The following is a 23,196-nucleotide window of genomic DNA, read 5'->3' on the forward strand; positions in this document are numbered from 1 at the left end:
TTCTCGGGTCTGTTGTCGATAACATTGGCGAAAGCCGCGCGAAGTGATCGACAACATCGCGCGGTGAGGGACTCAGAGGCGAGGACCGGGCCGGCGACGACTCGAGCTCCGCCTCGTCCGCCAGCCACGACCGAAGGAACGAGAACGATGAGGTTCACCACGACGTCCCGGCGCTCCGGGATGCTGCTCGGAGCAGTGGCGGTCGCCGCCGCGCTGCTCGCGGGCCCGACGATCACCGCCCAGGCGTACACGCCGCAGGGCGGAGTCGTCTATCAGCTCGGGAACGAGCCGTGTCTGAAGGGTCGCGGCAACTGCATCGTGTACCCGAAGTCGGTCCAGCTGCCCAGCGGACGCATCGTCGCCGCGTTCGAGAAGGCGACCGTCGTCGACTATCCGGCGCCGGACTCCATCGGCGGCGCGATCGGCGAGAAGATGCCGATCTACAAGAGCGACGACAACGGCGACACCTGGCAGCCGCTGACCGAGCTCGGCTCGCCGGCCGAGCTCTCGAGCGATCCGGCCATGGACAAGTACTCCAGCAACTGGACCAACCCCTACTTCTACGTCATGCCCGAGACCGTCGGGGACATCGCGGCGGGCACGCTCCTACTGGCGACCGTCGTGTCGGGCGAGGACGAGTTCTACCGCGAGCAGAAGGCCTCGAACCCCGCCTGGGTGCCCGACAACGACGGCGATCGCCGCGACGTCTCCATCGCCCTCTACGCGAGCAGCAACGAGGGCGCCGACTGGCGGTTCGTCAACATCATCGCGGCGGGCGGCTGGCAGGGCGGCAGCGCGGGCGCCGGTGGCCGCAACGTCTCGCAGGCCAACGCGACGCGTCAGCAGGACCCGCTGTGGGAGCCGCACCTTCGCGTGCACCAGGGGAAGCTCCTCGCCTACTACTCGGACGAGAACGACTACCTCGACTACGACCGCACGACGGGCGTTCCGATCGGCACTCCCGACAACGCGACGGGGCGCGACGACCAGAGCCAGATCCTCGCCCACAGGACGTGGGACGGTCGCTCCACGTCCTGGAGTGCTCCCGTCGTCGACGTCTCCGGCCCGAGCTTCTCGTTCGACGGCCGCCAGCACATCGGCTTCGCACGCCCCGGCATGACCACTGTCGCCCCCACGAACGACGGCAAGTGGATCATGACCTTCGAGTACTTCGGCGGCGGCGACAACGTCCGCTACAAGATCGCGGACGACCCCGAGCGGTTCTTCGCCGACGGCGACCCGGACGGCACGAACATCAGCCAGCTCCCGGTCACTCCGGGCTCGAGGCCGCTGTCGACCGGCGGCAGCCCCGTGCTGATGCACCTGCCCGACGGGCGGATCGCCTACAACGCGGCCGGCAGTGGCAACGTCTGGGTGAACGACGGCGCGAGCTTCGGCCGCTGGACCGAGTACCAGACGCCGCTCGGCGGCGGCTACAGCCGCAACCTCCAGTACGACGGTGAGACGGGCCGCGTCCTGATCCTGCAGTCGGCCTGGGGCGGACCGACCGAGCAGCCGGTGATCCGGCACGCCGACGTCGACTTCGGACGCTCGGCGGGCGCTTACTACCAGCTCGTGAACCGCAGGACCGGTCAGGTCCTCGGAACCGGGAGCTACTCGAACGACGACAACATCGGCAACGCCGACAGTCCGAGCGTCGCGTCCGAGGCCGCCGGATCGGCGTCGAATCCGGACACGCAGTACTGGCACCTGACCCGCAAGGCCGACGGAGCACTGACCCTGCTCAACAAGGCGGGTGGGCGCGAGGCCGCGATCTGGGGCGGCGGTGCCAGTGCTGGGCAGCGCATCGGGCAGTGGATCGACAACAGCGCTCCCGGTCTCTGGAACACCGTTCCCGGGCAGGACGGCTTCGTCCGCTTCCAGTCGACCCGCAACAGCGGGCTCTACCTCTCCGCGGGGACCGCGAACGCTCCCGCCACGTTGCAGGCGTCGGCCACGGACGGTTCCCAGGACTGGCGGCTCGTTCAGCAGGCGCCCGTCCCCGCCCAGCTGGACGACCGCACCCGCCTCGCCGCCCTCGTCGGCGACGCTCCGGTCGTTCCCGGAGCGACCATCCCGCTCGACGCGCGTCAGACGGCGCGCAACGGCTCGCCCCTGCACGCCGGGACGACCGGTCGCGCCTACTCCGTGACGGCCGCAGGCGCCGTGGCGGACCTCGGTCCGGTGGCGTTCGACGCCGACCAGCGCGGCAGCACGACGCTGCCGTCGACGACCGGCGCCGGGTCGGTGCGCATCGCCGTGCAGTTCGACTCCGGTCCGCTCGTCTGGGACTCCGTCACCGTGCAGGCCGCGGCGACACAGGTCGACTACACGACGACCGCCTCCACCCGCTGCATCTCGGGCAGGGCTGTCCTCACCACGACGGTGCGCAACGACGAGGCCGTACCGCTGGCCGTGACCGTGTCGACGGCGTACGGGAGCAAGTCGGCCGCGGCAGTCGCTCCCTCCCAGAGCACGACCTCGGCGTTCACCACGCGCCTGAAGACCCTGCCTGCAGGCGAGGTGAGCGTGACCGGGACCGCGGTGATCGAGGGGCGGAGCGTCTCCAGCACCACCGTCACCGCCTACTCCGCTCGGAGCTGCTGAGGTCGGGCGCGGATCGATGTGCCCGAGCGGGTCGGGCGCGGGCGGGACGGCCGTCGGTGGAGCATGCTCCCCGGCGGCCGTTCGTCGTGAGCGGGCTGCTTCCTCCCGCCGACCTAGGCGACGGCGGCGGCGCCGCGCAAGGGCTGGCTCGCCCCGGCGGCGGCTGGTCGAGTGGACCCATGCAGGAAATCACCTACGCGTCCAAGTGCATCGTGACCACGGACGCGGTCGCCGACGCGCTCCTCGAACTGGTCACCGCGATCAACCGCCACGACCACTCCGAGGCCGTCACCGTGCCGGCGTTCACCGACGAGGGCGAGCTCATCGACGCGCGGATGACCCTCGACGCGAGCAGTGAGCTCGTCGCGGTGCCCGTCGAGCTCGACATCGACCAGGATCCGTCGGTGTCCGACGTCCTCGAGGCCGCGGTCGCCGACCTGCGCAAGCGCATCGCCAAGAATCGCCCCGACGACTCCTTCGTCGCGCACCCGATCGCCCTGCCTCTCGCCGACCGCGAGACGATCGACTTCGACGACTTCTGAGTCCGGCTCCTCGCCTGAATGGTGCCCGCGCGACTCCCGCCGTTCACCGCCCGTCTCTAGCCTGACGCCCGTGGTGATCGTCGGGACCGTGCCTGCCCCCGTCCGACGACGTCGGGAGTCGATCCTGCTGGCCGCACTGTCGATCGTGGTCGGCGTCCTGCTGCTGGCGCACGCGGCGGCACAGGGGATCGGCGCGGCGGTCTTCTGGCGGCCCTGCTGGTCCGAGGGGTACGAGAGCTCGGCGTGCTCGGTCCTGCAGTACGAGGCGGTGTCGCCGCTGGAGCTCCTGCCGTTGTGGCTGTGGTTCGCGGAGGTGCTGCTCGCCCTCGCCGTGATCGGCGGCTCCGTCGCCGCGGGCAGGCGACTCGGCACCGCGGGCCTCGCGCTCGTCGCCGTGCTGGCGTCGAGCGTGCTGATCGACCTCGTCTTCACTCCGGCGATCAACGGCGGACACACCTCCGCCGACGAGCCGCCGGGCGCGGGGCTGATCGGCGCCGCCTTCCTCGTGGTCGCGGCGGCGCTGATGTTCCGCGTCGCGACCCCGTACCGCCGCCCCCCGCTGCCGGTCGAGTAGCCCCGCAGGGGCGTATCGAGACCCACCCACTCCCGGACATCGCGGATCTCGAGACGCGCGCTCCGCGCGCTACTCGATCAGCAGAGGGAGGCGCGGCGCCCGCCGCGTACCCGAGGAGGGCCGCCGCAGAACCTCAGCCAGGAGCACCCTTCAGCCACCATCGCGGCTGAGGAGCCCTCTCGACCGAGGTTCCGCACGCCTCCCGCGTCCTCTCCGGGTGGAGGCACCCGCGGCCTCGCTGGTCGAGCAGCCCCGCAAGGGCGTCTCGAGACCCACGTCTCCCAGAAGGCCGACCGCCGGGACCCGTCAGGAGATCCCGTAGCTGAAGTCCAGGTCGTACCCCTGCTGGTCGCCCTCCCAGGAGAACTCGACCGGGGCGTCGGGGTGCTCCTCCAGGCGCACGCTGCTCGAGGGGGTGATCAGCGCGTGCACGAGTCCGCGGTTCAGCGACGGGAATCCGACCCAGCGTCCGACGCTCGAGACGCCGTCCAGCAGCGCCGAGCGCAGCGCGTCCAGGTCGATCTCGGGTGCGAGCGTGTAGTCGACGCCGTCGAGCGTCAACCGCGTCACAGCCATCCAGGTCCTCCTCCGGTCCGTAGTCACGGTAGGTCGGGGAGGCATCGGCGGCGAGACGGTTGACATCTCCCCACCCGGGCACGGCGGGACGGAGGAGCGCTCTCAGCGACGCGCGGCGTCGAGCAGCTCGCGCGCCTCGGTGCTCTCGGGGAACTGCTGCAGGACCCGCTCGAGGTCGCGTCGCGCCGGCGCTCGCCGCCCGTCCGAGAGGTGCGTGCTGGCGCGCTCGAGCAGGGCCTCGGCGCGCAGCTCGAACGGGCGGGCGGTGGTCACGTTGGGCCGCACCACCTTGTCGAAGGCGTCGAGCGCGCTCTCGATGAGCCCGAGCTCGCGCAGGGCGACTCCGCGGCGGATGAGGGCGGCCGCCGACGCCGCGTCGACGTTCACGATCCGGGAGGTCAGCTGCGCGATGTCCGACCAGCGGCGGCGAGCGGAGTAGAGCGCCGTCAGACTCGACGCGGCGAGCGTGGACGGCGCGAGGGCCTCCACCGCGGCCGCGGCGCCTGCTGGATCCTCCGCCGCGGCGAGCTCCGCGAAGAGCAGCCGCAGCGACTCCGTCTCGAGCGGCACCGTGACGTCGAGCCCCGCGCTGAGGGGGAGGCGGACGGAGAGCGAGATCCCGTAGCGGCTGAGGAACGGGTCCTTGCCCGGGTCGTAGCGGCTGCGCACCAGCCAGCCCGCGAGTCGCAGTGCCCGCTCGTCGTCCGGCCGGTCCAGGGCGTCGCGGGCCAGCTCGATCACGGCGGCCAGTCGGGCCCCCTCGGGTGCAGTGGCGGTCGCAGCGTGCAGCTCGGGAGCAGGGGCGCCGGCGCGGACGAGGCGGATGAGCGCCGCCTCCCACGGCTGCGCGAGAGCGGAGGGACGCACCAGGCCGGGGCCGGACGGCATCGAGATCGCAGCCGAGAGCCGCGTGCGGCGGGGTCCGCGGGCCAGCGACAGGTCGCTGACCGGCTGCAGTCGGGCCCGTCCGAGCGCCCGGAGCGGCCCGTCCTGGCGGAATCCGACTGCCACTGCGACCCTCCCGCGCTCGGCGGGGCACCCGACCCCCGGCTGCTCCGAAGTGCCGAGTTTACGCGCTCAGGATGGACGTTTCCCCCCGAACGGGGAGTCTTTGTGGTGTCGCGCAACGAAGGACGGTGCGGGAGCCGATTCCCGCCCCGCCGAGAGGAGCGCGCCCCGCCCGTACCGGGCCGCCGCCGACCTCGCTAGCGCTTCCCCGGAAGGCGAGCGGGTCGTCGTCGCCAGGAGAGCACGGCGTGGGCCAGAAGGCCGCCCACGACCGCGCCGAGGGTGTTCGTGATCCCGTCGCTCGTGTCGCACGCACGGCCGATGGCCGGCACCACGGCCTGGACGAGCTCGACGACCGCGGACAGCGCGCTCGCCCCGACGATCGCCGCCACCGGTCGCCGCCAGCGCACTCCTGCGAGGAACGCGACCGGCACGAACAGCAGGATGTTCGCCATCGACTCCACGGCGGTCGGCGTGAGAGTCGGCCACTCGACCGCGCAGGCGACCTCCGGTGCGGTTCGGCCGCTCTCCGGGTAGAGCGTCAGCGCTGCGACGGCGACGAGCGCCGCGGAGAGCAGCGCGGCGGTCGCCCGGGGCCGCGCGACGAGCACGCGGCCCGCGAAGGGTGCGATCACGATCACGCCGACGAGGACGGCGAACGCGAGCCACGGCACGGTGACGAGCAGGGTCGAGAGCATCGGTCGAGACTACCGGCGCGCCGACGCGGCGCCGTCGGGCCGTGTGCTGAGCCGTGAGGGACTCAGCTCTCGGGGAGGAGCCCGTCCACGAGCCGGTCGATCGTGGTCGACGGCGCGGTCGCCGGATCGACCGCAACGGTCAGCTGATCGAGGATCAGGCCGGTGATCGTGTAGTGGAACAGGACCACGTGCTCGCGGTCGCCGAGAAGCTTTGGCTGGAGGTGGAAGGCGACGTCGGCGTCGAGCCCTGACCAGGCCCATCGCGCGAGGGCGTCGTGCACCACAGATCTGCGGGTGGCTTCCAGGCGCAGCTCGAACAGATCGATCGCAGCATCCCGGTCGGACGTCGATCGGCCGACGAGGGCGTTCCCTGCAGGAGGCGAAGGCGGCCCTGCCCGATCCGGTGACGCCGGGCTCCTCGGAGTCGGACGGTGCCAGACGAGCGCCGATGCGCTCCAGGATCGCGGCGATGATCGCTGCGCGATCCGGGAAGTAGCGCACGCGACGCTCGCGGTCCGGCCGAGGTACCGGACGGGCACGCCGATCGCGGCCGCCGCGGCGAGTGCACCCGTGATGACGCCGAACCGTGCGAGCTGCACGGCGACGGCGAAGAGGACGGCCCGCGCCCGATCATCCGACATGTCGCGCACGCTAGCAGCGCGTCGCCGACGAGCGGCGGGGCCCTCGGCCTCGGCCCGGCGCGTCGGTTCAGGCCGCGGAGCAGACCACCCAGGCTCGAGCGACTTGGAACGCCGTACTCGCCAGCACGAAGGCGAGGAACGCCGCCGGCGGGACGGTCCAGGAGAGCAGGACGCCCTTCCGCCGGACGAGCATCAGGACGGCGCTGAGCATCAGTGCGTACGCAGGCGTCCCGGCTGCTGCGACGTTGACGCCGAACTGCCCCCACGCCTCTGCAGCAGACGGAGGATCGATCGAATCCTCGTGTCCCCACTGCCAGACCGCAGTGCCCAAGAACGCGGCGAAGGTGCAGAGTGCCGCGCTCACGACGCCGACCGCGAGGAGCGTCCCCGCGAGGACTCCCGAGCCGGCCCGGTTCAGTCGGGAGGCGACGAGCACCCCGGCTGCCATCACGAGCACAGCCCCGGCGTACCAGTAGGTGTCGACCGGGACCTCGACGGGCCGCGCGCACATCCCGAGAACGTTCGTCAGCGGCTGGAAGCCGGCCAGGGCTTGCACGACGAGCGCACTGACGACCACGAGGACGAGCAGGGCCGGGAGGAGCGCACGCAGCAGGCACGGAAGGAGCCGCGCTGATCGGCCCGACCTCATCGCCGGCACCGGACGAGCGAGCGCGACGTTCCTCTCCCGCGCAGCCCGCGCTCCTCGGAGAGAGAAGCGCTCACCAGACGGGTTCGTGCTGCTCGGGGAGCGACGTCGACACAGGATTCTGCCTGATCACGCCGTTCACGTCTCCGACCGTCGTCGCCGTCGCAGCGTCGAGGTTCAGGGTGTCGCCCTCGAACAGCTCGGCCGAGCTTCCGCGTCGAGGCTCGTTGATCCTGTCCAGGTACGAGACCTCGAGGCAGAACCGGTCCGCGATGTACTCCGGGATGTCGCCGGAACCGACGACGTAGGCGACCGGTACTCCGTCCGGTCCCAGGATCGGCTCCCCGGTCGCGTATTCGCGGGATCCCCGGTCGTCCGGTCTCTGCTGCGGTTCGAGGCCGACCGGCGGCCGATCGGCGAACTCGGCGGGCAGGCAGCCGCTCAGTGTCGGCTCCGGTGCATCCGAGGACGCCACCGACGTCGGCGTGCCGCCGGCAGTCGGTGCCTCGGCTCCGCTCCGCGTCGGCTCGACGGTCGCGGTGGCGACGGCGGTCGGGGCGACCCGATCAGGGATCGGTGGCGCCTCCGCGCACCCTGCGAGAAGAAGCACCGCTGTAGTGGCGCCGACGGAGAGACATCGGCCTCTCGTGAAGATGATCCGCCCCATCACCCGATTGTGCCCGAGCCGCAGCCGCAGCCGTCCTCACCGCACGAGCGACAGGGCCAACACCCCGATGAACGGAACCATCACCAGCAAGCAGATCGAGCCGTAGTGCCAGAACCCGGTGAGGGAGTCCCTCCCCCCGACGAGACGGCTGAGCGCTCCTGTGACCAGCGGCGGGAGCAGGAACAGGAGCAGCCGCGGCGCCGTCGTCGTCGCGTCGGGTGCCCTCCAGTCAGGGTGGTCGTCGCGATCCAGCGGTGGGAGCTGCAGGAGGAGGAACGCGAGCGTGAGCAGAGCAGCCGGGCCGACGGCCAGGCAGGTGAGGGCGACGGCGACGGCGCGCGCGCCCGGTTCATGCGAGGGCCCCTCGTGCGTCGGTTCGGAGGGCCGCACGTCGTGCTCGTCTGCTGATCGCCTCGCCGCAGTGCTTATCGCGTGAAGCGAGTCACTCCGGCCCGATGATCGCGGAAGCGATCAGGGCCATCGCGAGGATCGTCGTGCTGCTCCGTTGTGGCGGGGCGGCGTCGGATCGCTGCGTGGCAGACACTCTCCTCGGGTCGTCCATCAAGAGGAGGTGGACGTCAGCCGGGCCTGAGACGACGGGTCCGGCGAAACTCGCTCGTCACACCGGGCGCAGCGCAGAGCGGACCACGACGACTCCGGCCCCGAACTCCTGATCGAGGTCGGCCTGGATCGAGCCGTCGTCGTAGACGACGATCGCGTGGACGATTCCGTCCCACTCCACCGCGTCCACGTGGTTCGCATCCTCGGACCGGCGTGCGTGGAGGTCCTCGAGCGCCCGCGCGAGGGTCTCGGAGTCGGCCGAGCCGACCGACGAGGCGAACGGATCCTCCTGATCGACTCCGGACTGGTCTCCCACCGCGAACGGCCGAGTGAGGGTGACCGCGGACCCGTCCCATGTGCCGTACAGCGTTCCGTCGAACCAGCGCGTCCCGCCCGTCTCCGGCACCTCGGGAAGAGCGTCCCAGTCCAAGCCGATCAGCGCGACCGTGTCACCGGAGCACTGAGGAGGCGCCGACTCCCTCACCGCGGAGAGGCACAGCAGCGGCACCCCCGAACCCGGACCGGACTCGATCACCGATCCGGAGCCGATCAGCTCCCCCGGGGAAGGCGACCCGGACGCTCCTGAACCGCATCCCGCGACGGCGAGCACGATGACCCCCAGACCTGCCAGACACCACGGACGCCGCCCCATGCGCTCATCCTGTCAGCAGGGGTGAACGGACTGAGGATCCCCGTCCGACGACCGGTCCTCCGGCGGTGCGCTCCGATCAGAAGGCGGTCGGCGTAGCACCGGACCCCCTGTCGTTCACCCGCCGGCTCGACGGTGAAGAGGTGCAGGCGCTCTCCACCAGACCCTCCGCGGTGATCGCGAACGTCGTCACCCTCGTCGCCGGCCTCCTCCTCGACGGGTTCGTGCTCGCGTGCAACGAGCCGATCCCTCCCCCGTGCATCGGGTTCCCCGTCGCCTGGCCGGCTCTCCTCCCCGTCGCACTCCTCACCCTCGTTCTCGCGTTCGCGGCGGTGGGGCTCAGCGGGCGCTCCCGTTCTCGCTGGGTGCGCCTGCTGATCGTCGTCGCCTTCGCCGGCGGGGTCACCAGCTGGGTCTTGGGCCTGCGCGCCGCTGTCGTCCTCGGCTGAGAACTGCGAGTTCCGGCGTTCTGCAGCGGCATTGCGGCGCCGCTGCGTATCGCGCCTAGTCGAGGAGCTCGGTCCGGATCCGAGCGGCGACGGCCTCTCGGAGGGGACGGACGTTCTCGGCGCTCCAGTCGGTCGGGTCGGGGAACGTCCATTCCAGGAATCGGCCGGTCGGCGTCGCGGGGAGCGCGAGCCCCGGCTTCATCGCGATCACGATGTCGGCGTTCTCGAGGTCTTCGACGGTGACGGCGCGGGGGGCACGGTCGCTGATGTCGAGGCCGAGCTCCGCGACGGTGGAGGCGATCGCAGGGTTCACCGTGTCCGCGGGCGACAGCCCGGCGGAGGTGGCGGTGTAGCGGTCGCCGGCGAGGACTTCGAGCAGGCCGGCGCCGAGTTGGGAGCGGCCGGCGTTGTGCTGGCAGAGGAAGAGGACGGTGGGCTTCTGAGTCATGCGGAGATGCTGCTTCCGGTGTTCGTGCGGGTCCAGGTCTGGGCGGCGATCTGCACGGCGTCCCAGGGGGAGCCGAGCGGGGGAGTGTAGGAGAGGTCGAGGTCGGAGACCTGCTCGACGGTGAGTTCGGCGAACAGGGCGGTCGCATAGGTGTCGACGCGCTTCGCCGTCTCGGTGCCGAGGCGGCCGACGAGCTGCGCGCCGAGCAGGCGCCCGTCGCGGGTGTCGCCGGTGATGCGGATCGTGATGGGCTGCGCGCCCGGGTAGTAGCGCTTGTGGTCGTCCGCGACCGCGGTCGTCGTCGCCGGAGCGAAACCGGCGGCGAGGGCCTCGTGCTCGCGCAGGCCGGTGCGGGAGGCGACGAGATCGAAGACCTTCACGACCTGCGTGCCGACCGAGCCGGCGAACCGGGCGTCGCCGCCGAGGGCGTTCTCGCCCGCGACGCGGCCCTGCTTGTGCGCGGTGGTGCCGAGCGGCAGGTAGGTGGTGCCGAGGAGGCGGTGGTGGGTGGTCACTCCGTCGCCCGCGGCGAACACGTGCGGGAGGCCGGTGCGCATGGCCTCGTCGACGACGACGGCGCGGCCGGCGCCGAGGGAGGCTCCGGCGCGGGCGAGCAGGTCGGTGTTCGGCTTCACTCCGACGACCAGGAGCACGACGTCGGCGGTGCGGGTGAGGGGTGTGCCGTCGTGGTCGGCGTGCACGGAGAGGCCGGTCGCGGTCTTCTCGATCGAGGCGACGGTGGTGCGGGTGAGCACCTCGACGCCGCGCTCGGTCAGCTCGGTGTGGACGAGGGCGCCGAGTTCGGGGTCGAGGGTGGAGAGCACCTCCGGGCCGCGCTGCAGCTGGGTGACGCGGAGGCCGCGGACGGTGAGGGCTTCGGCCATCTCGAGGCCGACGTAGCCGGCGCCGACGATGATCGCGGTCTGCGGGTCGCGGCTGTCGAGGTAGCGCTCGAGGGCGAAGGTGTCGCCCATCGAGTGCAGCACGTGCACTCCGTCCTCCGGCCCCAGCTCGTCCACGCCGACGATCCCGGCGGAGGACGCGAGGGCGCCGGTGCCGACGACCAGCTCGTCGTACCCGATCCGGTCGAGCGTCCCGTCCGGGGTGCGGACGGTGAGCTGCTGTCCGGCGACGTCGATGTCGGTCGCGAAGGTGTCCAGGCGCAGGGTCATGCCGGTGGCTTCGAGGTCGGCGTGGGTGCGGTGCGCGAGGGACTGCCAGGGCTGCACCTCGCGGGAGAAGTAGTACGGGATCCCGCAGATGGAGAAGTTCGGGTAGGAGTCGGCGACGACGACGGTCACGTCGACGGACGGGTCGAGCTCGCGGGCGCGCAGCGCGGCGGAGATCCCCGCGTCGCTGCCGCCGATGGCGACGAGATGCATCAGAAGGCCTTTCAGATCAGACATGTGACGAGGTCGAGGCGGCCGGGACCACGAGGCTCCCGGCGGCCCGGGCGGCGCCCGGGAAGAGGAACACGGCGATTCCGACGCCGATCGCGGCGCCGGCGAGCTGCGCGGCGACGAAGGGCAGGACGGAGGTGGGGGCGATGCCGGCGAAGGTGTCGGTGACGACGCGGCCGAGGGTCACGGCGGGGTTCGCGAACGAGGTCGAGGACGTGAACCAGTACGCCGCGCCGATGTACGCGCCGACCGCGGCGGCCGCGAGCGGGCCTCGGTTCGTGCGGGCGAGGGAGAGGATCACGAGGACCAGGCCCGCGGTGGCGATGACCTCCCCGAGCAGGTGCCCGGCGGTGACGCGCTCGGTCGTCGCGATCGCGGTCGGGACCTCGAACATCGCGTTCGCGAGGACCGCGCCGCCGATGCCGCCGAGCAGCTGCGCGCCGAGGAACACCGCCAGCTCACGACCCGACAGGCCGGAGCGGTCGCGGCGACCGAGGAGCGCGTCGACGGCGGAGACGAGCGGGTTGAAGTGCGCCCCCGACACAGGGCCGAAGACGAGGATCAGCACCGCGAGTCCCAGAGCGGTCGCGAGGGAGTTCTCCAGCAGTTGCAGGCCGACGTCGTCCGGGGAGAGGGTCTGCGCGGCGATGCCGGAGCCGACGACGATCGCCACGAGCAGGCCCGTGCCGAGGAACTCGGCCACGGCCCGACGAGCGAGCGGAGGAGGGGAGGTGGTGTCCATGTCGTTCGTCATCTTGACCGCTCGCGATCACTCAGTCAAGATTGAGTCAATGAACACCGAGCGAACCGAACTGGAAACGCGTGCCGCTCGGCACGCGGCCCTCAGCGACCCCGCACGCCTGCGGATCACCGACCTGCTCACCCTCGGAGACCTGGCGCCGCGAGAGCTGCAGGACCGGCTCGGGATGCCCTCGAACCTCGTCGCGCACCACCTCGCTGTGCTCGAGCGGGAGGGCATGATCCTCCGACGCCGTTCGGAGGCGGACCGGCGCCGGAGCTACGTGCACCTGATCCCGGGCGCGTTCGATCAGCTCGGGCCGTCGACCACCGCTGCAGCGCGGCGGGTGTTGTTCGTGTGCACCGCGAACTCCGCCCGATCCCGACTCGCTGCGCAGCTCTGGGCGCAGCGCAGCCCCATCCCCGCCGCCTCTGCCGGCACCCACCCGGCCATCGCGGTGGCCGCCGGAGCGATCGCCGCCGCCGAACGTCACGGCCTCCCGCTGCCCATCGGCGCCCCCCAGCAGTTCGCCGACGTCGCCGTCGACACCGACCTCATCGTCACCGTCTGCGACGCCGCCCATGAGGAGCTCGGCTCGGAGGCGCTGCACTGGTCGATCCCCGATCCGGTGCCCGCCGGCACGGACGCCGCGTTCGATGCCGCCTACGACGAGCTCGCCGCGCGCGTCGACGCTCTCGCGGCGAGGGTCACGGCCGCCTGATCAGACGCGGGTGAGCATGCCTGCGAGGGAGTCGAGGGCCCCCGGGACGAGGGAGAAGTACGCCCACGTGCCGCGCTTCTCGCGAGCCAGGATCCCGGCGTCCACGAGGATCTTCAAATGGTGCGACACCGTGGGCTGACTGAGCCCGACCGGCTCGGTGAAGTCGCAGACGCACACCTCGCCCGAGCTGCTCGATGCCACGATCGACACCAGGCGGAGCCTCGCCGGATCCGCCATCGCCTTCAACGCCCGCGCCAGCAGCTCCGCGCCCTCCGCGCTCAGCGGCTCGCGCCCGAGCGGCGCGCGGCACGCGGCCGCCGCCGCGGTGAGAGTCAGCTCGGTCATCGCCATGTCTCCACCTTCGCATACATTGACAGTCATCGATATGCCGGGGCAGACTCGGTCCATCGATGACCGTCGATATTGAGGAGTGCACCTGATGACCCTGCTGCTGACCGTCCCGCCCCGCACCGACGAGCGCCGCCTCACCGGTCTGCCCGTCGCCGTCATCGGCGCCGGGCCCGTCGGTCTCGCGGCCGCCGCGCAGCTGCTCGAGCGCGGCCTCGACGTCATCGTCTACGAGGCCGGGGACAGCGCAGGCGCAGCCGTGCAGCAGTGGGGACACACCCGCCTGTTCTCCCCGTGGGAGTACCTGGTCGATTCCGCTGCCGGACGCCTGCTCGATGCGAGCGGTTGGGAGGCTCCCGCAGCGAAGAAGCTGCCCACCGGGCACGAGTTCGTCCGCGACTACCTCGCGCCCCTCGCGGCGACCCCGCAGCTCGCCCCGATCGTCCGCTACCGCTCCCGCGTGACCGCCGTGAGCCGCGAGGGCATGGACCGCACCCGCTCCACCGGCCGCGCCGGGACCCCGTTCCTGCTGCGCCTGGACACCCCGGAGGGCGTCACCGACGTCACCGCTCGCGCCGTGATCGACACCTCCGGCACCTACTCGACCCCCAACGCCCTCGCATCGGCCGGCCTCGATCCGATCGGCGCCGCCGACGTCGCCGAGCACCTCAGCTACGCGCTTCCCGACGTTCTCGGCGCCGACCGCGCCCGGTTCGCAGGGAAGAGCGTCCTCGTCGTCGGCGCAGGCCACTCCGCCGCGAACACTCTGATCAAGCTCGCTCGACTCGCCCGCGAGGAACCGGGCACGAGCATCACCTGGGCGATCCGTGGCACCAGTCCGCTGCGGGTTTTCGGCTCCGGCGACGACGAGCTGAAGGAGCGCGGCAAGCTCGGCGGCACGGTCCACCAGCTCGTCCGCGACGGTGCGATAACCCTCCTCGACCGCTTCGAGATCGACCGGCTCGAGAAGACCGCCACCGGTCGGGTCGCCGTCCTCGGGCGCCGCCGGAAGGAGCGCGAGAGCGTCGAAGCCGACGTCGTCGTGCAGGCCACCGGATTCCGGCCCGATCTCGACATGCTGCGCGAGATCCGTGTCTCCCTGGACGAGATCGTGGAAGCACCCCGCTCCCTCGCGACGCTCATCGACCCGAACCTGCACTCCTGCGGCACCGTCGACCCGCACGGCGTCGCCGAGCTCGCCCACCCCGAGCCGAACTTCTACATCGCCGGGATGAAGTCGTACGGCCGCGCGCCGACCTTCCTCCTCGTCACCGGCTACGAGCAGGTCCGGTCGATCGCGGACGAGCTCGCGGGCGATCACGCTGCGGCCCGGCGCGTGCAGCTCGTGCTCCCCGAGACCGGCGTCTGCTCCACCGACATCGGATCCGCCGGAGGAAGCTGCTGCTCGTGACCGCGATCCGGCCGATGAACCCCGAGGACTGGGCGGCGGTCGAGGCGACCTACCGCGAGGGCATCGCGACCGGGCATGCCACCTTCGAGGCCGAACCGCCGACCTGGGAGGCGTTCGATGCGGGGAAGCTCGACGTCGGGCGCCTGGTCGCCGTCGACGGCGATCGGATCCTCGGGTGGGCCGCGCTCTCAGCCGTCTCCAGTCGGCGCGTCTACCGCGGAGTGGTCGAGCACTCCGTCTACGTCGCCGCGGCCGCCCGTGGCCGCGGCATCGGCGCAGCACTCGTGAGGGCGCTCATCGACGCTGCGGACGACGCCGGCTTCTGGACGATCCAGTCGAGCGTCTTCCCCGAGAACACCGCCAGCCTGGCCCTGCACGACCGCGTCGGCTTCCGCCGGATCGGCACGCGCGAGCGGATCGCGCTGATGACCTACGGACCGGCCGCCGGGACCTGGCGCGACACCGTCCTCCTCGAGCGACGACGCCTGTCCTGATCGCCGTCCGTGTGCACGACTCCTCGTGAGGTCGCGGCACTCGTTCGGACGGCCGTGAGCAGCCCGTTGCGCGACGCGGTCTGAACGACCGACGCGAGCACGGCGGAACCGCCCGAGTGAAGGGCGGCTCTCCGGGCCGCTACTCCGCGTCACGACGCCCGGCTCGTCCCAGTGGGTGGCGGCGCGGAGCGACGGAGCGTCGTCGGCGCCATCAACGCGGCCGGCTGCTGCTCGTGCGTCGAGGCAGCACCCGCGCAGGCGGAGGCGTGTTCTCCACCGAGCCGCGGCCGCCAGGCGCGCCGTCCGCCCGCTCCCCGACTTCTTCGAGGTCTCCGCCTGACCGACCCGACGGTCTCCGCTGCTCGAGGCGCTCGCGGTCGCGGCGAGGTGGCGGGAGCAGGCCGCGGACGCCGAAGGGCCCGCCGCTCCCAGCGACGGGCCCTTCGGTGCAGGCGGCTACAGCCCCTGCGACAGGCGGTAGTAGGCCGCGTTCGCGCGCAGCTCGTTCTCGAAGCCGCGGAGCGTGGTGCCCTCGTCGATGACGAGCAGCTCGACGCCGGCGATGCGGGCGAAGTCCTCCCACGCCTCCACGCCGATCTGCGTCGTCATGACCGTGTGGTGGGCCGCTCCCGCGGTGATCCACGCGGCGGCGCTGGTGCTGAAGTCCGGAGCGGGCTGCCAGACCGCGCGGCCGACCGGCAGGTGCGGCAGCGTCTGCGGCGGCTCGACGTTCTGCACGGCGTTCGCGACGAGGCGGAAGCGCTCGCGCACGTCGCTGAGCGCGACGACGACGGCGGGTCCCGCGTCCGCGGTGAAGACCAGGCGCACCGGGTCCTCGCGGCCGCCGATGCCCAGCGGGTGGATCTCGAGCGTGGCGCGCTTCGACGACAGCGTCGGCGAGACCTCGAGCATGTGCGCACCGAGGATCAGCTCCTCGCCGGGCGTCATGTCGTAGGTGTAGTCCTCCATGAGGCTGGTGCCGCCGGGGAGGCCCGCGCCCATGACGGCGGCGATGCGGATGAGGACGGCCGTCTTCCAGTCGCCCTCCCCGCCGAAGCCGTAGCCGTCGGCCATCAGGCGCTGCACCGCGAGTCCGGGGAGCTGGCGGAGTCCGCCGAGGTCCTCGAAGCTGTCGGTGAACGCCTCGAAGCCGCCCTCCTCCAGGAACGAGCGCAGGCCGATCTCGACCGCCGCGCCGTAGCGGAGCGACTCGTGGCGCTCGCCGCCGGGGAGCAGCTCGGCGACCACGTCGTAGCTCTCGACGTACTCGGCGACGAGGGCGTCGATCTGCTCGGGGGTCGCGGCGTCGACGCGCTCGACGAGCTCGTTGACGCCCCAGGTGTTGACGCTGACGCCGAGGCGGATCTCGGCCTCGGTCTTGTCGCCCTCGGTGACGGCGACGTTGCGCATGTTGTCGCCGAAGCGGGCGACCTTCATGCTCTGCGAGGCGGCCCAGCCGGCCGCGGCGCGCGACCAGATGCCGATCGACTCGGTGACGCGGGCGTCGCTGGCGTGGCCGACGACGGTCTTCCGCGGCACGCTCATCCGGCTGAGGATGTAGCCGTGCTCGCGGTCGCCGTGCGCGGCCTGGTTGAGGTTCATGAAGTCGAAGTCGATGTCCTGCCACGGCAGGGCGACGTTCGCCTGGGTGTGGAAGTGGAGCAGCGGCTTGGCGAGCGCGTCGAAGCCGTGGATCCACATCTTCGAGGGGCTGAAGGTGTGCATCCAGGTGATGACGCCCACGACGGAGTCGTCCGCGTTGGCCTCGATCATGGTGCGGCGGATCGCGTCGGAGCTCTTCAGCACCGGCTTCCACTCGATGGTGACGGGGATGGCGCTCGCCGCGTTGAGCTCGGCGACGACGGCCTGCGACTGCTCGGCGACCTGGCGGAGGGTGTCCTCGCCGTAGAGGTCCTGGCTGCCGGTCAGGAACCAGACGGTGCGGGTGGCGAGGTCGGGGATGATGCTCTGGTACACGCTCATGCGATGGCTCCGGTGGGGTTCTGTCCGTAGACGTTCTGGTAGCGGTCGAACAGGGCGTCGATCGACTCCTGCGGGATGGGGACGAGCTCGCCGCCCTGGCGCGCGAGGTGCACGGTGCGGGCGACGTCCTCGGCCATGACGGCCGCCTTCACGGCGTCCTTCGCGTCCTTGCCGATGGTGAAGACTCCGTGGTTCTGCATCAGGACCGCGCGCGAGCGGTGCCCGGTCAGGGTCGCGACGATGCCGCGGCCGATCGAGTCGTCGCCGATGATCGCGAACGGGCCGATCGGGATCTCGCCGCCGAACTCGTCGGCCATCGCGGTGATCACGCAGGGGATCGGCTCGGCGCGCGCGGCCCAGGCCGTGGCGTAGGTGGAGTGCGTGTGCACGACTCCGCCGACCTCGGGCATCTCGCGGTACACGTAGGCGTGCGCCGCGGTGTCGCTGGACGGGCTGCGGTCGCTGCCGGGCGTGCCCGGGACGACGACGCCGTCGAGGTCGCACAGGATCATGTTCTCGGGGGAGAGGTCGTCGTACGAGACTCCGCTGGGCTTGATCACGAAGAGGTCGGCGCCGGGCACGCGGCCCGAGATGTTGCCGCCCGTCCAGATGACGAGGCCGTAGCGGACGAGCTCGGAGTGCAGGCGGGCGACGTCCTCGCGGACGCGCGTGATCGCCTCCTCGATTGCCGGATCGAAGGTCATGCGGTCTCTCCCTGTGCGGTGGGTCGGGTGTCGGTGAGGGTCTCGACGGCGGTGCGCTCGACGGCGAGGCCGGCGCGGTAGCGCTCGAGGTAGGAGGCGAATCCGGCCACGTCGGCGGCGTCGGGGGCGACGCTGTCGAAGGAGTAGCCGCTGAACACCCGGTCGGTCAGGTACGCGCTGAGGTCGCCCCCGCCGTCGCGGCGGAACGCGGCGAGCACCGCGATGCCCCAGGGTCCGCCCTCGGACGCGGTCTCGGCGACGGCCACGGGCGCGTCGAGCGCTCCGGCGAGGAAGCGCTGCGCGACTCCGGCCGTGCGGAACATGCCGCCGTGCGCGTACATCGCGTCGAGCTCGACGCCCTCCTCGGCGAGCACGCGCATGCCCAGCGCGAGGGTGCCGAAGACGCCGTAGAGCTGCGCGCGGATGAAGTTGGGCAGCGTGAGGCGCGAGTCGGGGGTGCGGACGACGAGCGGACGGCCCTCGACCAGGCCCGCGATCGGCTCGCCGGCGAGGTGGTTGTAGGCGAGGAGCCCGCCGGCGTCGGCGTCGCCCTCGAGCGCCGCGCGGAACAGAGTGCCGTAGACGGCGTCGCTGTCGGCCGGGAGGCCCTGCGCCGCGGCGAACTGCGAGAACAGGCCGACCCACGTCGCGAGCTCGCTCGCTCCGTTGTTGCAGTGCACCATCGCCACGAGGTCGCCGGCCGGAGTCGCGACCAGGTCGAGCTCGTGGTGGACGCTCGCGAGCGGCCGCTCCAGGACGACCATCGCGAAGATGCTCGTGCCCGCGCTGACGTTGCCCGTGCGCGGGGCGACGGAGTTGGTGGCCACCATGCCGGTGCCGGCGTCGCCCTCGGGCGGGCAGAACGGCACGCCGGCCTGCAGCGCGCCGGTGGGGTCGAGCAGCAGCGCGCCCTCGGCGGTGAGCTCGCCGGCCTCGGCGCCCGCGGGGAGCACCTCGGGCAGCAGGTCGCGCAGCGCGGGCAGGCCGCGGCCGGCGACGAGGCCGTCGTACGCCTCGAGCACGGAGGCGTCGTAGTCGGTGGTCGCCGGGTCGGTGGGGACCATGCCCGACGCGTCGCCGACTCCGAGGACCTTGCGGCCCGTCAGCTTCCAGTGCACGTAGCCCGCGAGGGTCGTGAGGAAGTCGACGTCGGCCACGTGCGGCTCGTCGTCGAGCACGGCCTGGTGGAAGTGGGCGAGCGACCAGCGCAGCGGGATGTTCGCACCGAAGAGCTCGGTGAGCTGCTCCGAGGCCGGACCGGTGCTGGTGTTGCGCCAGGTGCGGAACGGCACGAGCAGCTCGCCGCTCGCGTCGAAGGGGAGGTATCCGTGCATCATCGCCGAGACGCCGAGCGCCCCGAACGTGGTGGGAGCGACGCCGTGGCGCTGCTGCGCGTCGGCGACGAGGTCGGCGAACGCCGCCTGCAGGCCCGACCAGACGTCCTCGAGGGAGTAGGTCCAGCGCCGGTCGACGAACCGGTTCTCCCACTCGTGGCTGCCCGTCGCCAGCACGACCGACGGGTCGGCGGCGTCGACGAGACACGCCTTGATGCGGGTGGATCCGAGTTCGATCCCGAGGGCGGTCGCGCCGCTCGTGATCGCGTCTCCACCGGGGGCGGAAAGGGGCCGTCGCTGGTCCATCGTGCTCCTCGCTCGGGCGATGTGACCGTTCACAAAGCCAGGAGTCAGAGTAGGCGACGCACCGCGGGGTTGGCAACGAGGCGGCTGCGTGCAGAACCTCGGCTGCGAGCGTGCCTCAGCGACCATCGTGGCTGAGGCGCACTCCCAGCCGAGGTTCTGCTGCTCAGCGGTCCGAGTGGGCCGTCGACGCCCGCTCGACCAGCTGCGGGGCGACGGGCAGGTCGACCGCCGCGGTCTCGCCGCGCAGCTCGGCCAGGACGACGCCGATGGTGCGACGGCCGACCTCGGCGAAGTCCTGGCGGATCGTCGTGAGCGGCGGCAGGTAGTGGGCCGCCTCCGGGACGTCGTCGAAGCCGACGACGCTCAGGTCGTCCGGCACCCGCACACCCCGATCGGCGCACGCGTGCAGGAGTCCGAGCGCCATCTGGTCGTTCCCCGCGAAGACGGCGTCGAGGTCCGCGACGTCGTCGAGCAGCCGGAGCCCGGCACGGTAGCCGGACTCGGCGCTCCAGTCGCCCTCGATCACGCGGGCGGGCTCGAGGCCGTCCTCGGCCAGCCTCGTGGTGAACCCCTCGAGACGCGCGTGGGCCTCGACCCAGTGCTGCGGACCCGCGACGTGCGCGATCCTCCGATGCCCGAGGGTGAGCAGGTGCTCGGTGGCCAGCCGCCCGCCGGCGGCCTGATCGACCAGGAGTCGCGGATCCGCTCCCCGTCCGGCCGCGCCGAGCGTGACGAACGGCACTCCGATCGAGAGGCTCTCGATGGCCTCGAGCGCCCGCTCCTGCGGGGCGAGCACCACGATCGCCTCGACGGACTCGCGCTGGAGGTGCTCCAGCCCGTCGGCGAGCGACTCCGCGTCGGGGGAGGCGACGTTGACCACGGGCACCCGGTAGCCGGCGTCGCGCGCGGCCTGCTCGATCGCGGCCATCGCGGTCGCGGTGCCGTAGAAGCTGTGGCTCTCGGCGGCGAGGATCCCGATCAGCCCGCTGCGACTCGTCGCGAGCGCCCGCGCCGCCGCGCTCGGCCGGAAGCCGAGGTCGCTGATCGCCGCGAGCACGCGCTCCCGGGTGCGCGGCCGCAGCTGCGGGCTGTCGTTCAGCACGCGCGAGACCGTCTGGTAGGAGACGCCCGCCCGCACCGCGACGTCGCGGATCGTCGGCTGTCTCTCGGTCGTCATCCGCACACCGTAGCGCGAGGGCTCGACGCGGCCGGCTTCCTCCGCGGGACGGAGGCCGCGCCCGGACGCACGTGCCTAGGCTGGCCGCGGTGCACGGCCGATGCGTGCCCGGAGAAGGAGTTCCCGTGGACGAGAGAGCGATCTCGATCGCCGTGGCCCTGGTCGGCGGACTCGGCGTGCTGGCGTCGGTCGTCGTGCTGCTGGTGCAGAAGCGGGGGATGCTGAACGGCTCGGGTCGCGGAGGACCCGGCGGCGGGGCGAGCGACGGAGGCGGTGGTTCCGCTGCCGCGGGCGGCTACTCCGATGACCGGTCCGACGGCGACGGACGGGACGACGGCGGATCGTCGGGTTCGGACTCGGGCGGATCGTCGGGCTCCTCGGACTCGGGCGGATCCTCGGGCGGCGACGGCGGCGGAGGAAGCGGCGGAGGGGACTGACCCCGCCGGCTCAGTCGCGGCGAGCGACGGTGGCGAGGAAGAAATCGACGCTGTCGCCGAGATCGACGACGGTCAGCGGCACTGCGACGGACCCGAGGAGGGCGAGGGCGGAGTCGGGGCGGGCGGGATCGGTCGAGAGCATGGGGGCCTTCCGGAGTCGGTGCGGATGCGGGTTCGGTGCGGGGTCAGAGCGAGTGCGGCTCGTCGAGAGCGCGGAGGCCGACGTTGCTGAGGTAGCCGACTCCCTGGAAGAGGGTCCCGGCCACGACGGACGCCACGAACACGACCGAGAGGGCGCCGCGCAGGGGAGCGGTGGCGATCCGGCGGAGACGGTGCTGCGCGACGGTCGGCGCGACGGCGGTCGGCATGCGCACGGCGGGAACGGCGGAGGCGCCGGGCGCGGGGCCGACCTCTGCGGTGCTGACGGGAGCGGTGGCGATCGACATCGGATCCTCCTCGGGTGCGGAGCGCGGGGTGCGATCCGACCTGTTCCACGATCCCCGGATCCGAGCGCCGTGTCGTCGTCCCCGGGGACCCACCGGCGTCATCCGTCCGCACGACACGTGTCGCGCCGGATGGACGAGGCGGGTGATCCGCCGGTGTCAGCGGGCGGGACCCGCGGGGTCGTCGCTCCGGGAGAAGGCGATCGCGACGAGGCGGCGCAGCACGTCGAGGTCGACGTCGTCCAGGGTGCGCACGTAGACGCAGCCGGCGCCCTCGGTGTACCGGCCGAGCTCGGGCAGCAGCGCGGCTCCCTCGGGCAGGTCCTTGAGGCCGTAGAGCGAGAGCTGCGCCTTGCGCGGCGAGAACGCCGTCTTCGGCCAGACGCCGGTGCGGCGCGGATCGGAGGGGGACACGTAGCGGTAGCTGCCGAAGCCGACCATGGACGGCCCCCACATCACCGGATCGGCGCCCGTGACCTCGCGGAAGAGCGCGGCGAGCGCGACTCCGTCCTCTCGGCGGCGGGCCGGAACGGCCGCGGCGAGGAACTCGTCGACGCTCGCGTCGGTGGGGCTGGTCTTCTGCGCGCTCATGCGTCGAGCGTGCCACCTCGGGCCGCTCCAGTCCTCACGAATCGTCGTACTCGAGCTCGAGTACGACGACTTCTGAGGAGTGGGCGGGTGCGCGGGCGCGGGCCCTCCCGCGTGCGATCGAGTCCGCGGAAGTCGTCGTGCTGGGCCTCGAGTACGACAACTCCTGCGGAGTCGATCCCGACCCGGTGCGCGCCGGACTCGGGCCCTCGTCACCCCGTCAGCACCAGCGGTCCGTCCTCCGTGATCGCGAGCGTGTGCTCCGTGTGCGCGGCGCGGCTGCCGTCGGCCGTGCGCACGGTCCAGCCGTCGGGGTCCATCCGGATGCGCGAGGTCGTCCTCGACCACCAGGGCTCGAGCGCGATCACCATGCCGGGCCGCAGCCGGTAGCCGCGGCCCGCGCGCCCGTCGTTGGGGATGTGCAGGTCGCCGTGCATCGTGCGGCCCACGCTGTGCCCGCCGAACTCGAGGTTCACCGGGCAGCCGGCGGAGGCGGCGACCGCGCCAATCGCGGCCGACAGGTCGCCAACGCGGTTGCCCGGCACGGCGGCCGCGATGCCGGCCGCGAGGGCGTCGCGGGTCGAGCGGATCAGCTCCTCGTCGCTCCTCCGGGCCCGACCGACGATCGTGGTCACCGCCGCGTCGGCCACCCAGCCGTCGACCGACACGGCGAAGTCCAGGCTCAGCACGTCGCCGTCGCGCAGCCGGTAGTCGTGCGGGAGTCCGTGCTGCGCGGCGTCGTTGACGGAGGTGCAGATCACGTTGCGGAAGGGGCCGTTCCCGAACAACGGCGCGTAGTCCCAGTAGCAGGAGACGGCTCCGCGCTCGTCGACGGCGCGGCGGGCGGCCTGCTCGATCTCGAGCAGGTTCATGCCCACTTCGGCGCGTGCGGAGAGGGAGGCGAGCGTGTCGCGGACGAAGGCGCCCGCCGCACGCATCTCGTCGATCTCGGCGGGGGTGTGCAGCTCGATCATGCCGGTACAGTAATACCGAAAGGCGGTATGAAAATACCACCGACACTGCACCGCCCGGACGAAGGAGACAG

General features: G+C 72.2%; 28 protein-coding genes. 8 read left to right on the plus strand and 20 right to left on the minus strand.

The genetic code is table 11. The features are described from left to right. Positions 1-147 precede the first annotated feature (147 nt). The 3 genes from ASF48_RS08115 to ASF48_RS08125 all read left to right on the plus strand — a co-directional run bounded on the left by ASF48_RS08115 (position 148) and on the right by ASF48_RS08125 (position 3,723). Positions 148-2,607, plus strand: coding sequence for an RICIN domain-containing protein (locus tag ASF48_RS08115; RefSeq protein WP_200930996.1), 2,460 nt, complete (start codon positions 148-150; stop codon positions 2,605-2,607). A 179-nt stretch (positions 2,608-2,786) separates the two neighbouring features. Further along, positions 2,787-3,149: a hypothetical protein gene (locus tag ASF48_RS08120; RefSeq protein WP_055789542.1), complete on the plus strand. Its 363-nt coding sequence runs from the start codon at positions 2,787-2,789 to the stop codon at positions 3,147-3,149. A 70-nt stretch (positions 3,150-3,219) separates the two neighbouring features. Further along, a complete protein-coding gene (locus ASF48_RS08125; protein WP_055789547.1) occupies positions 3,220-3,723 on the plus strand; it encodes a hypothetical protein in 504 nt (167 codons plus the stop codon). A gap of 306 nt (positions 3,724-4,029) precedes the next feature. Here the strand turns inward: ASF48_RS08125 and ASF48_RS08130 are convergent, their stop codons facing one another. The 8 genes from ASF48_RS08130 to ASF48_RS08165 all read right to left on the minus strand — a co-directional run bounded on the left by ASF48_RS08130 (position 4,030) and on the right by ASF48_RS08165 (position 9,172). Beyond that, positions 4,030-4,299, minus strand: a complete 270-nt coding sequence (locus tag ASF48_RS08130; RefSeq protein WP_055789551.1) for a hypothetical protein — start codon at positions 4,297-4,299, stop codon at positions 4,030-4,032. A 102-nt stretch (positions 4,300-4,401) separates the two neighbouring features. Further along, positions 4,402-5,310 carry a tetratricopeptide repeat protein gene (locus tag ASF48_RS08135; protein ID WP_055789556.1) on the minus strand — a complete coding sequence of 303 codons (909 nt, stop codon included), beginning with the start codon at positions 5,308-5,310 and terminating at the stop codon, positions 4,402-4,404. A 194-nt stretch (positions 5,311-5,504) separates the two neighbouring features. After that, a complete protein-coding gene (locus ASF48_RS08140; RefSeq protein ID WP_055789558.1) occupies positions 5,505-6,005 on the minus strand; it encodes a VanZ family protein in 501 nt (166 codons plus the stop codon). 62 nt (positions 6,006-6,067) lie between these two features. Continuing rightward, the gene (locus ASF48_RS19370) at positions 6,068-6,646 is read right to left on the minus strand and encodes a TetR/AcrR family transcriptional regulator (RefSeq protein ID WP_157603107.1); all 579 of its coding nucleotides are present in this window, start codon (positions 6,644-6,646) and stop codon (positions 6,068-6,070) included. Positions 6,647-6,713: 67 nt separating this feature from the next. Then, on the minus strand, positions 6,714-7,295 hold the full coding sequence (locus ASF48_RS08150) for a hypothetical protein (RefSeq protein ID WP_055789565.1): 582 nt from the start codon (positions 7,293-7,295) through the stop codon (positions 6,714-6,716). A 70-nt stretch (positions 7,296-7,365) separates the two neighbouring features. Then, the gene (locus ASF48_RS08155; RefSeq protein ID WP_157603108.1) at positions 7,366-7,767 is read right to left on the minus strand and encodes a hypothetical protein; all 402 of its coding nucleotides are present in this window, start codon (positions 7,765-7,767) and stop codon (positions 7,366-7,368) included. A 228-nt stretch (positions 7,768-7,995) separates the two neighbouring features. After that, positions 7,996-8,349 carry a hypothetical protein gene (locus tag ASF48_RS08160; protein WP_055789573.1) on the minus strand — a complete coding sequence of 118 codons (354 nt, stop codon included), beginning with the start codon at positions 8,347-8,349 and terminating at the stop codon, positions 7,996-7,998. Positions 8,350-8,578: 229 nt separating this feature from the next. After that, positions 8,579-9,172, minus strand: coding sequence for a hypothetical protein (locus ASF48_RS08165; RefSeq protein ID WP_157603109.1), 594 nt, complete (start codon positions 9,170-9,172; stop codon positions 8,579-8,581). Positions 9,173-9,237: 65 nt separating this feature from the next. Here ASF48_RS08165 and ASF48_RS08170 point away from each other — a divergent pair, with 65 nt between their 5' ends. Beyond that, positions 9,238-9,618, plus strand: coding sequence for a hypothetical protein (locus ASF48_RS08170; protein WP_055789576.1), 381 nt, complete (start codon positions 9,238-9,240; stop codon positions 9,616-9,618). Positions 9,619-9,673: 55 nt separating this feature from the next. On the opposite strand, the gene ASF48_RS08175 is transcribed toward ASF48_RS08170, so the two are convergent. From ASF48_RS08175 to ASF48_RS08185, 3 genes are read right to left on the minus strand one after another with little or no spacing between them, the layout of a single operon-like run. Beyond that, entirely contained in the window at positions 9,674-10,066 is a 393-nt protein-coding gene (locus ASF48_RS08175; protein ID WP_055789579.1) for an arsenate-mycothiol transferase ArsC, read from the minus strand. After that, positions 10,063-11,448 carry an FAD-dependent oxidoreductase gene (locus tag ASF48_RS08180; RefSeq protein ID WP_055789589.1) on the minus strand — a complete coding sequence of 462 codons (1,386 nt, stop codon included), beginning with the start codon at positions 11,446-11,448 and terminating at the stop codon, positions 10,063-10,065. The genes ASF48_RS08175 and ASF48_RS08180 overlap by 4 nt, the downstream gene beginning before the upstream one ends. A 16-nt stretch (positions 11,449-11,464) precedes the next feature. Next, positions 11,465-12,208, minus strand: a complete 744-nt coding sequence (locus ASF48_RS08185; RefSeq protein ID WP_200930997.1) for an aquaporin — start codon at positions 12,206-12,208, stop codon at positions 11,465-11,467. A 49-nt stretch (positions 12,209-12,257) separates the two neighbouring features. On the opposite strand from ASF48_RS08185, the gene ASF48_RS08190 reads away from it, so the two are divergent. After that, positions 12,258-12,926, plus strand: coding sequence for an arsenate reductase/protein-tyrosine-phosphatase family protein (locus tag ASF48_RS08190; RefSeq protein ID WP_055789595.1), 669 nt, complete (start codon positions 12,258-12,260; stop codon positions 12,924-12,926). On the opposite strand, the gene ASF48_RS08195 is transcribed toward ASF48_RS08190, so the two are convergent. Then, positions 12,927-13,271, minus strand: coding sequence for an ArsR/SmtB family transcription factor (locus tag ASF48_RS08195; protein WP_442965561.1), 345 nt, complete (start codon positions 13,269-13,271; stop codon positions 12,927-12,929). It lies immediately after the preceding gene. A gap of 94 nt (positions 13,272-13,365) precedes the next feature. On the opposite strand from ASF48_RS08195, the gene ASF48_RS08200 reads away from it, so the two are divergent. Beyond that, on the plus strand, positions 13,366-14,685 hold the full coding sequence (locus ASF48_RS08200) for an FAD-dependent oxidoreductase (RefSeq protein ID WP_055789603.1): 1,320 nt from the start codon (positions 13,366-13,368) through the stop codon (positions 14,683-14,685). A 14-nt stretch (positions 14,686-14,699) separates the two neighbouring features. Beyond that, a complete protein-coding gene (locus tag ASF48_RS08205; RefSeq protein WP_055791373.1) occupies positions 14,700-15,179 on the plus strand; it encodes a GNAT family N-acetyltransferase in 480 nt (159 codons plus the stop codon). A gap of 456 nt (positions 15,180-15,635) precedes the next feature. Here ASF48_RS08205 and araA read toward each other — a convergent pair whose 3' ends face one another. The 4 genes from araA to ASF48_RS08225 form a co-directional block, all read right to left on the minus strand. Further along, positions 15,636-17,162: an L-arabinose isomerase gene (gene araA, locus ASF48_RS08210; protein ID WP_055789607.1), complete on the minus strand. Its 1,527-nt coding sequence runs from the start codon at positions 17,160-17,162 to the stop codon at positions 15,636-15,638. Next, positions 17,159-17,866 (minus strand): L-ribulose-5-phosphate 4-epimerase, encoded by a 708-nt coding sequence (locus ASF48_RS08215; protein ID WP_055789610.1) that lies wholly within the window; start codon positions 17,864-17,866, stop codon positions 17,159-17,161. Before ASF48_RS08215 ends, araA begins: the two co-directional genes overlap by 4 nt. Then, positions 17,863-19,506 (minus strand): xylulokinase, encoded by a 1,644-nt coding sequence (locus tag ASF48_RS08220; protein ID WP_055789614.1) that lies wholly within the window; start codon positions 19,504-19,506, stop codon positions 17,863-17,865. The genes ASF48_RS08215 and ASF48_RS08220 overlap by 4 nt, the downstream gene beginning before the upstream one ends. A 163-nt stretch (positions 19,507-19,669) precedes the next feature. Further along, positions 19,670-20,683, minus strand: a complete 1,014-nt coding sequence (locus ASF48_RS08225) for a LacI family DNA-binding transcriptional regulator (RefSeq protein WP_055791376.1) — start codon at positions 20,681-20,683, stop codon at positions 19,670-19,672. A gap of 125 nt (positions 20,684-20,808) precedes the next feature. On the opposite strand from ASF48_RS08225, the gene ASF48_RS08230 reads away from it, so the two are divergent. After that, positions 20,809-21,120 (plus strand): hypothetical protein, encoded by a 312-nt coding sequence (locus ASF48_RS08230; protein ID WP_055789618.1) that lies wholly within the window; start codon positions 20,809-20,811, stop codon positions 21,118-21,120. 10 nt (positions 21,121-21,130) lie between these two features. On the opposite strand, the gene ASF48_RS20025 is transcribed toward ASF48_RS08230, so the two are convergent. The 4 genes from ASF48_RS20025 to map form a co-directional block, all read right to left on the minus strand. Then, positions 21,131-21,262: a hypothetical protein gene (locus tag ASF48_RS20025; RefSeq protein ID WP_268788504.1), complete on the minus strand. Its 132-nt coding sequence runs from the start codon at positions 21,260-21,262 to the stop codon at positions 21,131-21,133. A gap of 43 nt (positions 21,263-21,305) precedes the next feature. Further along, positions 21,306-21,566, minus strand: a complete 261-nt coding sequence (locus tag ASF48_RS08235) for a hypothetical protein (protein WP_055789621.1) — start codon at positions 21,564-21,566, stop codon at positions 21,306-21,308. A gap of 156 nt (positions 21,567-21,722) precedes the next feature. Then, entirely contained in the window at positions 21,723-22,154 is a 432-nt protein-coding gene (locus ASF48_RS08240; RefSeq protein ID WP_055789623.1) for a DUF1801 domain-containing protein, read from the minus strand. A 209-nt stretch (positions 22,155-22,363) separates the two neighbouring features. Beyond that, positions 22,364-23,125, minus strand: coding sequence for a type I methionyl aminopeptidase (gene map / locus ASF48_RS08245; protein WP_055789626.1), 762 nt, complete (start codon positions 23,123-23,125; stop codon positions 22,364-22,366). Positions 23,126-23,196 lie beyond the last annotated feature (71 nt).

The organism is Rathayibacter sp. Leaf299 (genome assembly GCF_001423055.1).
Classification (GTDB): domain Bacteria; phylum Actinomycetota; class Actinomycetes; order Actinomycetales; family Microbacteriaceae; genus Rathayibacter; species Rathayibacter caricis.

Excerpts from the sequence above, each read along its gene's own strand:
- ASF48_RS08115 (WP_200930996.1), top strand. The coding sequence starts at position 148 with ATGAGGTTCACCACGACGTCCCGGCGCTCCGGGATGCTGCTCGGAGCA.
- ASF48_RS08120 (WP_055789542.1), top strand. The coding sequence starts at position 2,787 with ATGCAGGAAATCACCTACGCGTCCAAGTGCATCGTGACCACGGACGCG.
- ASF48_RS08130 (WP_055789551.1), bottom strand. The coding sequence starts at position 4,299 with ATGGCTGTGACGCGGTTGACGCTCGACGGCGTCGACTACACGCTCGCA.
- ASF48_RS08140 (WP_055789558.1), bottom strand. The coding sequence starts at position 6,005 with ATGCTCTCGACCCTGCTCGTCACCGTGCCGTGGCTCGCGTTCGCCGTC.
- ASF48_RS19370 (WP_157603107.1), bottom strand. The coding sequence starts at position 6,646 with ATGTCGGATGATCGGGCGCGGGCCGTCCTCTTCGCCGTCGCCGTGCAG.
- ASF48_RS08150 (WP_055789565.1), bottom strand. The coding sequence starts at position 7,295 with ATGAGGTCGGGCCGATCAGCGCGGCTCCTTCCGTGCCTGCTGCGTGCG.
- ASF48_RS08165 (WP_157603109.1), bottom strand. The coding sequence starts at position 9,172 with ATGGGGCGGCGTCCGTGGTGTCTGGCAGGTCTGGGGGTCATCGTGCTC.
- ASF48_RS08175 (WP_055789579.1), bottom strand. The coding sequence starts at position 10,066 with ATGACTCAGAAGCCCACCGTCCTCTTCCTCTGCCAGCACAACGCCGGC.
- ASF48_RS08180 (WP_055789589.1), bottom strand. The coding sequence starts at position 11,448 with ATGCATCTCGTCGCCATCGGCGGCAGCGACGCGGGGATCTCCGCCGCG.
- ASF48_RS08185 (WP_200930997.1), bottom strand. The coding sequence starts at position 12,208 with ATGGACACCACCTCCCCTCCTCCGCTCGCTCGTCGGGCCGTGGCCGAG.
- ASF48_RS08190 (WP_055789595.1), top strand. The coding sequence starts at position 12,258 with ATGAACACCGAGCGAACCGAACTGGAAACGCGTGCCGCTCGGCACGCG.
- ASF48_RS08195 (WP_442965561.1), bottom strand. The coding sequence starts at position 13,271 with ATGACCGAGCTGACTCTCACCGCGGCGGCGGCCGCGTGCCGCGCGCCG.
- ASF48_RS08200 (WP_055789603.1), top strand. The coding sequence starts at position 13,366 with ATGACCCTGCTGCTGACCGTCCCGCCCCGCACCGACGAGCGCCGCCTC.
- ASF48_RS08205 (WP_055791373.1), top strand. The coding sequence starts at position 14,700 with ATGAACCCCGAGGACTGGGCGGCGGTCGAGGCGACCTACCGCGAGGGC.
- araA (WP_055789607.1), bottom strand. The coding sequence starts at position 17,162 with ATGAGCGTGTACCAGAGCATCATCCCCGACCTCGCCACCCGCACCGTC.
- ASF48_RS08215 (WP_055789610.1), bottom strand. The coding sequence starts at position 17,866 with ATGACCTTCGATCCGGCAATCGAGGAGGCGATCACGCGCGTCCGCGAG.
- ASF48_RS08220 (WP_055789614.1), bottom strand. The coding sequence starts at position 19,506 with ATGGACCAGCGACGGCCCCTTTCCGCCCCCGGTGGAGACGCGATCACG.
- ASF48_RS08225 (WP_055791376.1), bottom strand. The coding sequence starts at position 20,683 with ATGACGACCGAGAGACAGCCGACGATCCGCGACGTCGCGGTGCGGGCG.
- ASF48_RS20025 (WP_268788504.1), bottom strand. The coding sequence starts at position 21,262 with ATGCTCTCGACCGATCCCGCCCGCCCCGACTCCGCCCTCGCCCTCCTC.
- ASF48_RS08235 (WP_055789621.1), bottom strand. The coding sequence starts at position 21,566 with ATGTCGATCGCCACCGCTCCCGTCAGCACCGCAGAGGTCGGCCCCGCG.
- ASF48_RS08240 (WP_055789623.1), bottom strand. The coding sequence starts at position 22,154 with ATGAGCGCGCAGAAGACCAGCCCCACCGACGCGAGCGTCGACGAGTTC.
- map (WP_055789626.1), bottom strand. The coding sequence starts at position 23,125 with ATGATCGAGCTGCACACCCCCGCCGAGATCGACGAGATGCGTGCGGCG.